This window comes from Bradyrhizobium sp. cf659, assembly GCF_900113725.1.
Taxonomy (GTDB): domain Bacteria; phylum Pseudomonadota; class Alphaproteobacteria; order Rhizobiales; family Xanthobacteraceae; genus Bradyrhizobium.
The window spans coordinates 1-10,038 of sequence record NZ_FOQJ01000023.1 but is presented as its reverse complement, the minus strand read 5'-3'; the positions used below and the strand labels follow the sequence as shown (position 1 = coordinate 10,038).

The window sequence follows — 10,038 nt, the reverse complement described above, 5'->3', positions numbered from 1 at the left end:
AGCATGTCTTTGCCGATCGGATTTATCGCGGCAAACAGCTCGTCAACGCACTCTCCGACTGCGGACCATGGACGATCGAGATCGTCGAGCGACCGCTCGGGGTCAAAGGCTTCCAGCTCCTGCCCAGGCGCTGGGTCGTCGAGCGTACCTTTGCATGGTTCGGCAGATGTCGTCGCCTCTCCAAAGACTTCGAAGGCTCCGCCGCCACCGAGCTAGCCTGGTTGCTCGCCGCCCATCTGAGGCTCCTAACTCGCCGCTTGGCCAGACCCTGAAGACGCCCACGCTTTTTGAGTCAGGCTCTGAGGAGCGCGCTTCTTCGCGCGCGTCTCGAAGGATGAAGGCCGAGCTGTTACATCGTGGCCTTCATGGTTCGAGACGCCGCGCAAGGGCGCGGCTCCTCACCATGAGGTCTGCGAGCTAGTTGGCCGACTCGTTGTTGTTCGCCGCGGGCGCAGCCTTCGCGCCGCCCTTGGCGACACCGACGAGAGCCGGACGCAGCACGCGCTCGCCGATGGTGTAGCCGGCCTGCATGACCTGCACGACCGTACCAGCGGGCACCGACGCATCAGGCACTTCGAACATCGCCTGCTGGAAGTTCGGGTCGAACTTCTGGCCCGAGGGGTCGAATTTCTTCACGCCGTGCTTTTCCAGCGCGTTGAGCAGCGAGCGCTCGGTGAGCTCGACGCCCTCGATCAGCGAGGTCAGGCCGGGATCGGCCGCGGCACGGGCCTCGGCCGGAACCGCGTCGAGCGCGCGCTGGAGATTGTCGGCGATGTCGAGCACGTCGCGGGCAAAGCCGGTGATGCCGTAGAGACGCGCGTCGGCGACCTCCTTGGTGGTGCGCTTGCGCAGATTCTCCATCTCGGCCAGCGTCCGCAGCATGCGGTCGCGCGCCTCGGCGGCTTCCTTCTGCAACAGTTCGACCGAGCCCGGCTCGGGATCGTCGGGCATGATGTAGGGTTTTGACACCACGGGCTCGCCGGTCGGCGCGGTCGTGTCTTCGGGTTGCCGGTCTCGATCGCTCATCGGCTCTCTTTTCGAATTTGTCTCAGGGATTTTTCTGGCCCGGATATCGTGCTTCGGGCGCCGAAAATCAAGCGCCCGTGATCGGCTCAAACGCCGGTCAGCCCCCCAGAAGGCGGCTGACGATGCGGGCGGCGTAGTCCACGGTCGGGATCACGCGGGCATAATTCAGCCGTGTTGGCCCGATCACGCCCAGAACGCCGACGATGTGGCCGGCGGCATCCCGATAGGGCGAGATGATGGTGGAGGAGCCCGACAAGGAGAACAGTTTGTTCTCCGAACCGATAAAGATGCGCACGCCCTCGGCGGTTTCTGCGCGGCCGAGCAGGTCGATCACGCCGCGCTTGGTCTCGAGATCGTCGAACAAGAGGCGCACCCGCTCCAGATCCTCCAGCGCGTGCAGGTCTTCCAGCAGATTGGCGTGGCCGCGGACGATGAGCTGGCGGTCCTCGTTCTCGCCGCCGGACCAGCTGGCGATACCGGCCGAAATCACCTTCTGCGTCAGCTGATCGAGCTCGGCACGGGCTTCCGCGAGCGCGGTCTCGAGCTCGAGCCGCGCCTCGGCCAGGGTCCGGCCGCGAATCCGCGCGTTGAGGAAATTGCCGGCCTCGGTGATCGCCGAAGAGGGAACTCCGGGCGGCAGCGTCAGCACGCGGTTTTCGACCTGGCCATCCTCGCCGACCAGGATCACCAGCGCCTTTTCCGGTTCCAGCCGGACGAATTCGATGTGTTTCAGCCGCGCATTGGATTTCGGCGTCAGCACCACCGCGGCGGCGCGGGTCAGGCCCGACAGCCGGGTCAGCGCCTGGTCCAGTGCCGCCTCGACCGATTGCGCCTGACCGACGGAGGTGAGCTGGCTCTGGATCGACTGCCGCTCGGCGTCATTGAGGTCGCCAACCTGCATCAAGGCATCGACGAAGAAGCGCAGGCCGAGTTCCGTCGGCAAACGGCCGGCGGAGGTGTGGGGCGCATAGATCAGGCCGAGCTGTTCCAGGTCGGCCATGACATTGCGGACCGAGGCCGGCGACAGCGGCATCGCGATCAGGCGTGAGATGTTCCGCGACCCCACCGGCTCGCCGGTCGCGAGATAGCTTTCGACGATTTGACGAAAGATGTCGCGGGAACGCTCATTCAGCTGGGCGAGGCCTGCGCGCGGCGCGATCAGATGGATCGGATCGTGATGGGCCACAGACGGCAACTCCTCTCAGATGCTTATAATTTGTCCATCCGGGAGGTCCATGACAAGCGTGGTTTTGCACTTGCCTGGGGACCGAAAAGGCCTTGCCGCTCACCCTCACCCCACCTACAAGCACCGCGAACAGCCTATTCCCGTGAGTTTTGGAGGATTTCCCATGCGGCCAAGCCGCCGTGCGCCCGACGAATTGCGCCCCGTGACGCTGGAGCGCGGCGTGGTCAAATATGCGGAAGGCTCCTGCCTGGTGAAATTCGGCGATACCCATGTGCTGGTCACCGCCACGCTGGAGGACCGCCTGCCGCCGTGGCTGAAGGGCCAGGGCCGCGGCTGGGTCACCGCCGAATACGGCATGCTGCCGCGCGCGACCTCAGAACGCACCCGCCGCGAGGCCTCCGCCGGCAAGCAGAGCGGCCGCACCGTCGAGATCCAGCGCCTGATCGGCCGCTCGCTTCGCACCATCATCAATCTCGAAGCGCTCGGCGAGCGCCAGATCACGGTCGATTGCGACGTGCTCCAGGCCGACGGCGGCACGCGCACGGCCTCGATCACCGGCGCCTGGGTCGCGCTCGCCGACTGCGTCAACTGGATGAAGGCGCGCAACATGGTCAAGGCCAACGTGCTGCGCGACAACGTCGCCGCGATCTCCTGCGGCATCTACAACGGCAATCCCGTGCTCGACCTCGACTATGCCGAGGATTCCGAGGCCGAGACCGACGCCAATTTCGTCATGACCGGCGACGGCCGCATCATCGAGGTGCAGGGCACCGCGGAGCGCGAGCCGTTCACGGAAGCCGAGTTCCTGGCGCTGATGGCGCTGGCGCGCAAGGGCGTCGCGCGCCTCGTGGACTTGCAGAAACTGGCTGTCGCGTAGTCAATAGGCCCATGCACCGCCGAATCACGGGAAAGCTCGTCATCGCCACCCACAATCCCGGCAAGCTCGCCGAGATGAAGGAGCTTTTGGCGCCTTACGGCATCGAGGCGGTGTCGGCCGGCGAGCTCGGCCTTCACGAGCCGGACGAGACCGGCAAGGATTTCCGCAGCAACGCCGCGATCAAGGCGGTCGCTGCGGCGCAGGCGTCCAGGCTTCCGTCCTTCGCCGATGATTCCGGCATCGTGGTCGACCCGCTCGACGGCGCGCCTGGCATCTACAGTGCGCGCTGGGCCGGCCCGACCAAGGATTTCACCGTGGCGATGACGCGGATCGAGCGCCTGTTGCAGGAGCGCGGCGCGACCACGCCCGACAAGCGCAAGGCGCACTTCGTCTCCGCTCTCTGCGTCGCCTGGCCCGACGATCATCTCGAAGAGGTCGAGGCGCGCGTCGACGGCACGCTGGTCTGGCCGCCACGCGGCACAGCCGGCTTCGGCTACGATCCGATGTTCCTGCCCGACGGTCACAGCCGCACCTTCGGCGAGATGACCAGCATCGAGAAGCACGGGCTGCCGCCGCTCGGCCTCGGCCTGTCGCACCGCGCCCGCGCCTTCGTGAAACTGGCGGAGATCTGCCTTGAGCCGCGCTAAGGAAGCCTTCGGCGTCTACGTGCACTGGCCGTTCTGCCTGTCGAAATGCCCCTATTGCGACTTCAACAGCCATGTCCGCCACGTCGCGATCGACGAAGCGCGCTTCGCTTCCGCCTTCGCGCGCGAGATCGAAACGACCGCGCAGCGCGCGCCCGGCCGCGAGGTCACCTCGATCTTCCTCGGCGGCGGCACGCCGTCCCTGATGCAGCCTGCGACCGTCGGCGCCGTGCTCGATGCGATCGGCAAGAACTGGACGGTGGCGAAGGACGTCGAGGTCACGCTGGAAGCAAACCCGACCAGCGTCGAGGCCACGCGCTTTGCCGGCTATCGCGCCGCCGGCGTCAACCGCGTCTCGCTCGGCGTACAGGCGCTCGACGATGCTTCGCTGAAGGCGCTCGGCCGCATGCATAGCGCGCGCGAAGCGCTGGACGCCGTCGCCATCGCGCGCCGCTCGTTCGACCGTTATTCGTTCGACCTGATCTACGCCCGCCCCGACCAGACGCCGGCGATGTGGGCCCAAGAGCTGCGTCTCGCGATCGATGAAGCGGCCGAGCATCTGTCGCTCTATCAATTGACGATCGAGGAAGGCACGCCGTTCTTCGGCCTGCACCAGGCCGGCAAACTGAAGACGCCGAATGAGGCGGTCGCGCGCGCGCTCTACGACGTCACGCAGGAGACCTGCGACAAGCTCGGCCTGCCCGCCTACGAGATATCCAATCACGCGCGGCGCGGCGCCGAGTGCCGGCACAATCTGGTCTACTGGCGCGGCGAGGAATATGCCGGCATCGGCCCCGGCGCGCACGGCCGGCTCGACATCGACGGCATCAGGCACGCCACCGCCACCGAGAAACGTCCCGAAGCCTGGCTGATGCGGGTCGAGACCGGCGGCCACGGCGTCGTCACCGACGATCTCCTCAACAGCGAGGAGCGCGCCGACGAATTCCTGCTGATGGGACTCCGTCTCGCCGAAGGCATCGACCCCGAGCGCTACACCGCCCTCTCCGGCCGCCCGCTCGACCCCAAGCGCATCGCACTGCTGCGCGAGGAAGGTGCGATCACGGTCGACACCAGCGGCCGCCTGCGCGTGACAAGCAGCGGATTTCCGGTGCTGGATGCCGTGGTCGCGGACCTGGCGGCATAAGCTCTCACCACATCGTCGTGCTGGCGAAAGCCAGGACGACGGCGGAGAAACAACTACGCCCCAAAACTCTTCGGCGAGCCCGCGACCGCGACGCCGCCGCCGTTCGTCACCTTCATCACCGCGAGGCCACGTTCGTTGGTGCCGTCGGCGCGGAAGCGGAACAGGCCGTCGATGCCGGCAAAGCCCGAGGGGTTGGTGAGCACGTCGGACGAGAAGCGCGTGGTGCCTTGCGTGCGCGCGAGCGCGGCGACGAGGGCGACCGCGTCATAGGCGAGCGTTGCGGTGCGAATCGGCTCGGCGCCGTATTTGGTGCGGTAGCGGCCGGAGAAACCGCGGAAGCCGGCCGGATCCGGCGCGGCATAGAGGCCGCCTTGCAGCGCCGAGCTCGCATAGACGCGCGGATTGTCCCACAGGCCGGTGCCGAGCAGCTGGATGTTGCGCAAATTCGCGCCCGCCGCGGTCATCGCATCCGCCACCGTGACGACGGCGTCGCCGTCATCGGCGATGAACAGCGCATCGGCGCTGCCGAGCTGCTGCGCCACGGCGCGCGCCGGCGTGGCGCGATCGGCACCGTATCTCTCGAACGCGACGATGCGGCCGCCACGCCGCGGCACCGCCGCCTTCACCGCGGCCTCGACCACGTTGCCATAGGCATTGTCGGGCACGAGCACGGCGACCGAGCGCTTTCCGATGCTGGCGGAATATTCGACGATGCGGTTGACGTCGGACTCCGGCAGGAAGCTCAGCAGATAGACGCCGCGGCCGGCGATGCTGGAATCGGTCGAGAACGCGATGACGGAAATGCCGCGCGTGCGCGCGACCTGCGCCACCGCCGGCACCGACTGCGCAAACAGCGGTCCCAGGATGATCTCGGCGCCTTCGTCGACCGCCTGCTGCGCACCAGCCTGCGCGCCTTGCGGGCTGCCATTGTCGTCCTTGATCAGGAGCTGGATGTTCGGATTCTGGAATTCGGCCAGCGCCATCTCGGCGGCGTTCCGCATGGACTGCGCGGCGAGGCCGGCGTTGCCGGCGGCCGAGAGCGGCAGGATCACGGCAACCTTCACCCCGCCGGTGCCGGCGGTCGTGGCCTGTTGCGGCGGGCCGGCCGGCTGAGCCGGGGGCGCGGAGGAGCTGCTGAAGGGATTGGAGAACTGGCTGAGGCTCTGCTGCACGCCGGCGCAGGCCGACAGCAGCGGCGCGCCGAGCAACAGGCCGAGCGCGCTCCGCCGGGTCGCACCCGACGATTGGGACCCCGGTTCGGAAGACTTTGGATGACGCGGGCCCAGCATGGCAGCTTCTCTTTTGACCTGCCGTCGCCAGCCGGTCACACACTCTTGCCGCGACAGAAGCCGCGGATTCAGGCATATTGTCGGCAAATAGTTAACCAAAACAAAAGGATAATGATCGCTTAACGCGGCCGCACATCAATTCCCGGTTAGCTGTTCGCCGTTCGTCGCCCAGCATCAAGGCGGCGTTTCCGCCGCGAATATGGCGCTGGTGCTTGATCCCCTCTCGAATGTGATCCCGGATGGATCACATTCCCGTCCCCTTCAGTTCTTGCCTCACCCCTCGCTTGCCCTCTTGCCTCGGCATGATCTTTTTCGGAGGACCGGTTCCCAGCCCCGTGGATCATGCCTAAGTTCGTTTCATTATGCGCGCAAAGCCGGCCCCGATAAATACGCCTGAAGGCACAGACGCCGCCCCGCGCGGCTTCTCCATCGATGCCCATCGTGTTGCGGCGCCGAAAGCCGCCGCAGGTCTCTATCTGGTCGCCACCCCGATCGGCAATCTCGGCGACATCACCCTGCGCGCGCTTCAGACGCTCGCCGGCGTCGACGTCATCGCCTGCGAGGACACCCGCATCACCAGGCGCCTGACCGAGCGCTACGACATTTCCGCGCCGCTCAAGCCCTATCACGAGCACAATGCCGAGGCCGCGCGCCCGAAGATCCTGGAGCGACTTTCGCAAGGCGGCTCGGTCGCGCTGGTGTCGGACGCCGGCACGCCGCTGATCTCCGATCCTGGCTTCAAGCTGGTGCGCGAGGTCTGCGCCGCCGGCCATGCCGTCTACGCGCTGCCCGGCCCGTCCTCGGTGCTGGCGGCGCTGTCGGTCGCGGCGCTGCCGACCGACCGCTTCTTCTTCGAGGGCTTTCTGCCGGCAAAATCCGCCGCGCGCAGGTCGCGCCTTGCCGAGCTTGCCCGCATCGATGCGACGCTGGTGATGTTCGAATCCGGCAACCGCGTGCAGGACACGCTCGCCGAGCTCGCCGAGATCATGGGGACGCGCGAGGCCGCGATCTGCCGCGAGCTGACGAAGCTGCACGAGGAGATTTCGCGCGCGACGCTGAACGAGCTGGCACGCGAGGCAGATGCGCTGGAGACGCGCGGCGAGTTCGTGCTGGTGATCGCACCGCCTGCGGCGGACGCCGAGATGCTGACGTCGGATGCGCTCGACGATCTCCTGCGCGCGCAGCTGGCCACCCACAGCGTCAAGGACGCGGTGGCCCATGCCGTCGAGCTGTCCGGCCGGCCGCGGCGCACGGTCTATGCCCGCGCACTCGAGCTCGCAAGAGATTTGCGGGGCGGCGATGGCGAAGACTGAGGGCGGAGCGGAACCGAAAGCCCCCTCGCCCGAGCGCGTCGCCGCGTTCCGCACCGGCATCTCCGCCGAGAGCCGCGCCGCCGCCTATCTCATGGCCAAGGGCTATCGCATCCTCGCCAAGCGCTACCGCACCCCGCATGGCGAGATCGACATCGTGGCGCGCCGCCGCAACCTGATCGCCTTCGTCGAGGTCAAGGCCCGCGCGAGCCTCGACGATGCCGCCTTCGCCGTGACGCCGCGCCAGCAGCAGCGCATCATCGACGCCGCGCAAGGCTGGCTCGTAGCGCATCCCGAGCATGCCGAATTCGAATTGCGATTCGACGCCATGCTGATTGCGCCGCGGTCACTTCCGCGCCATGTGTTGGCAGCATTCGACGCCTCGACCTGAAAGGCAGACCATGAAACTGAACGTCGCCGTCCAGATGGACCCCATCGCCCGCATCAACGTCAAGGGCGATTCCACCTTTGCGCTGCTTCTGGAGGCGCAGAAGCGCGGCCACGGCCTGTCCTATTACACGCCCGACAAGCTCTCGATGGTCGGCGAGGAGCTGGTCGCGCCGGTGCAGCTGCTGACCGTGCGCGACGAGCCGGGCGATCATTTCACCCTCGGGGAGCCCAAGCGCGAGGCGCTGAACGGCTTTGACGTGGTGCTGCTGCGGCAGGACCCGCCGTTCGACCTCGCCTACATCACCTCGACGCATTTCCTGGAGCGCATCCATCCGAAGACGCTGGTCGTCAACGATCCGGCCTCGGTGCGCAACGCCCCGGAAAAGCTGTTCGTGATGAACTTTCCGCAGCTGATGCCGCCGACCCTGATCTCGCGCGACCTGGATGAGATCAACGCGTTCCGGGACAAGCACGGCGCGGTCGTCATGAAGCCGCTGCACGGCCATGGCGGCGCGGCGGTGTTCCGCGTGATGCCGCAGGACATGAATTTCGGCTCGCTGTTCGACATGTTCTCGGTCACGTTCAAGGAGCCCTGGGTGATCCAGCAGTTCATTCCCGAGGTGAAGCACGGCGACAAGCGCATCATCCTGGTCAACGGCGAGTTCGCCGGCGCGGTGAACCGCGTGCCCGCTGCCGACGACCTCCGCTCCAACATGGTGCGCGGCGGCGCGGCGCAGGAGACCGAACTCACGCCGCGCGAACGCGAGATCTGCGCCACCGTCGGCCCGGCGCTGCGCGAGCTCGGCCTGCTGTTCGTCGGCATCGACGTCATCAACGGCAACCTCACCGAGATCAACGTGACATCGCCAACGGGCATCCGCGCCATCGCGCGGCTCGGCGGCCCGGACGTCGCGGCGAAGGTCTGGGACACGATCGAGCAGAAGCGGGCGAAGTAGGCCGGCAGGGACCGTGTAGAGGACGCGCGCGGCCTCTCCCCAACGTCGTCCCGGCGAAGGCCGGGACCCATACCCCCAGGGAGTGGTTTGGCGAAGACCCGCCGTTGGTACTTCTACCTACTACAATCGAAAGATCACGCGGTATGGGTCCCGGCCCCCCGTGCGCAATTGCGCACTAGGTGTGGAGCCTCAAGAGGTTGTCCTCGGTCAAACCGAGCCGGCTGATCGGCGTTTGAGATTTTATACCACCGTGGGGCCGGTGCCAGTTGTATTGGTGCAGCCAGATCGGCAGCTCCCGGGCGCGCCGATCTGATGTGGGATAGGCTTTGGCATAAGCCCATTCGCGAAGCGCTGTCTGAATGAAGCGCTCGGCCTTGCCGTTTGTTCTCGGCGTGTAAGGCTTGGTGCGGATATGCTTGATGCCGAGGTCCCGGCAAGCGTCGCGGAAGGCGAAGGACTGGTAGCAACTCCCATTGTCGGTCATGACACGCGTGACGGTGACGCCGAGGTTTTTGTAATAAGCCACAGCGGCCTTGAGAAAGGGAACAGCGCTGTCCGCCGTCTCATCGGGCTTGATCTCGGAGAAGGCGACGCGGGAATGGTCGTCGATGCAGACGTGGACGAAATCCCAGCCGGCGCCGCGGCTCTTGTTCGGACCACTCGGATCGCCAGTGATGCGGTGGCCAACACGCTTGAAACGCCCGAGCTTCTTGATGTCGATGTGAATGATCTCGCCTGGGGTCTCGCGTTCATAGCGGCGTTCCGGCTCGACCGGTTCGAGATCTCGGATCCGGTTTAGTCCCAAGCGGCGCAGAATGCGGCTGACAGTGGCCGGTGATACAGCGGCCTTAGCTGCGATCTGCTTGCCGGTATGACGTTGGCGGCGCAAGACCTCGACAACCGTGCACGTGGCTGGCGGGGTTTGGCTCGGCGATGAGTGGGGTCTGGAGGAGCGGTCGCGCAACCCTTCTACGCCTTCCTCGCGGAACCGCTTGACCCATTTGGCAACGGTCTTCGGCGTCGTGTTGAACTGGAAAGCCGCGTCGGCCTGGCTCAGCCCGCCCTCGACCACGCTTCGCACCATCGCCTCTCGACCTTTTGGGCGTCAAAGGCGCATTCTTGTGGACGTTCATCTGGTCTCTCCTTGGAACACTGAAGCTTCGCAACCTCAGCTTCCTCGGTTCAGACCAGATGGACAACCTCCTGAAAGACCACA

The 10,038-nt window shown here is 66.3% G+C and carries 10 protein-coding genes and 1 pseudogene; 7 read left to right on the top strand and 4 right to left on the bottom strand.

Translation table 11 applies throughout. The features are described 5' to 3' along the window. A partial coding sequence (locus BM118_RS39780) for a transposase (protein ID WP_143099603.1) occupies positions 1-272 on the top strand: 272 nt, incomplete at its 5' end. Between the two features lie 145 nt (positions 273-417). Here the strand turns inward: BM118_RS39780 and grpE are convergent. Together grpE and hrcA are read right to left on the bottom strand one after the other, a co-directional pair. Further along, a complete protein-coding gene (gene grpE, locus BM118_RS39775) occupies positions 418-1,026 on the bottom strand; it encodes a nucleotide exchange factor GrpE (RefSeq protein ID WP_092193463.1) in 609 nt (202 codons plus the stop codon). Between the two features lie 97 nt (positions 1,027-1,123). Next, complete coding sequence (gene hrcA / locus BM118_RS39770; protein ID WP_027543757.1) at positions 1,124-2,212, bottom strand: heat-inducible transcriptional repressor HrcA; 1,089 nt, start codon at positions 2,210-2,212, stop codon at positions 1,124-1,126. Between the two features lie 163 nt (positions 2,213-2,375). Here hrcA and rph point away from each other — a divergent pair, with 163 nt between their 5' ends. Genes rph through hemW form a run of 3 tightly spaced genes read left to right on the top strand, consistent with a single transcriptional unit; the run spans position 2,376 to position 4,877 of the window. Further along, positions 2,376-3,089 (top strand): ribonuclease PH, encoded by a 714-nt coding sequence (gene rph, locus BM118_RS39765; RefSeq protein ID WP_092193461.1) that lies wholly within the window; start codon positions 2,376-2,378, stop codon positions 3,087-3,089. An 11-nt stretch (positions 3,090-3,100) separates the two neighbouring features. After that, complete coding sequence (rdgB, locus tag BM118_RS39760) at positions 3,101-3,736, top strand: RdgB/HAM1 family non-canonical purine NTP pyrophosphatase (protein WP_092193459.1); 636 nt, start codon at positions 3,101-3,103, stop codon at positions 3,734-3,736. Continuing rightward, on the top strand, positions 3,723-4,877 hold the full coding sequence (hemW, locus tag BM118_RS39755; protein WP_092193457.1) for a radical SAM family heme chaperone HemW: 1,155 nt from the start codon (positions 3,723-3,725) through the stop codon (positions 4,875-4,877). Before rdgB ends, hemW begins: the two co-directional genes overlap by 14 nt. A gap of 53 nt (positions 4,878-4,930) precedes the next feature. Here hemW and BM118_RS39750 read toward each other — a convergent pair whose 3' ends face one another. Next, positions 4,931-6,166, bottom strand: a complete 1,236-nt coding sequence (locus BM118_RS39750; protein WP_092193455.1) for a penicillin-binding protein activator — start codon at positions 6,164-6,166, stop codon at positions 4,931-4,933. Between the two features lie 362 nt (positions 6,167-6,528). Between BM118_RS39750 and rsmI the strand changes: the two genes are divergently transcribed. The 3 genes from rsmI to gshB are packed head-to-tail and all read left to right on the top strand — an operon-like array spanning position 6,529 to position 8,822. Continuing rightward, positions 6,529-7,479: a 16S rRNA (cytidine(1402)-2'-O)-methyltransferase gene (rsmI, locus tag BM118_RS39745; protein ID WP_092193453.1), complete on the top strand. Its 951-nt coding sequence runs from the start codon at positions 6,529-6,531 to the stop codon at positions 7,477-7,479. Continuing rightward, positions 7,466-7,867, top strand: a complete 402-nt coding sequence (locus BM118_RS39740) for a YraN family protein (protein WP_092193451.1) — start codon at positions 7,466-7,468, stop codon at positions 7,865-7,867. Before rsmI ends, BM118_RS39740 begins: the two co-directional genes overlap by 14 nt. Positions 7,868-7,877: 10 nt before the next feature. Next, positions 7,878-8,822 carry a glutathione synthase gene (gene gshB / locus BM118_RS39735; RefSeq protein ID WP_092193449.1) on the top strand — a complete coding sequence of 315 codons (945 nt, stop codon included), beginning with the start codon at positions 7,878-7,880 and terminating at the stop codon, positions 8,820-8,822. 175 nt (positions 8,823-8,997) lie between these two features. On the opposite strand, the pseudogene BM118_RS39730 reads toward gshB, so the two are convergent. Further along, positions 8,998-9,955, bottom strand: a pseudogene (locus BM118_RS39730) (IS481 family transposase). Positions 9,956-10,038 lie beyond the last annotated feature (83 nt).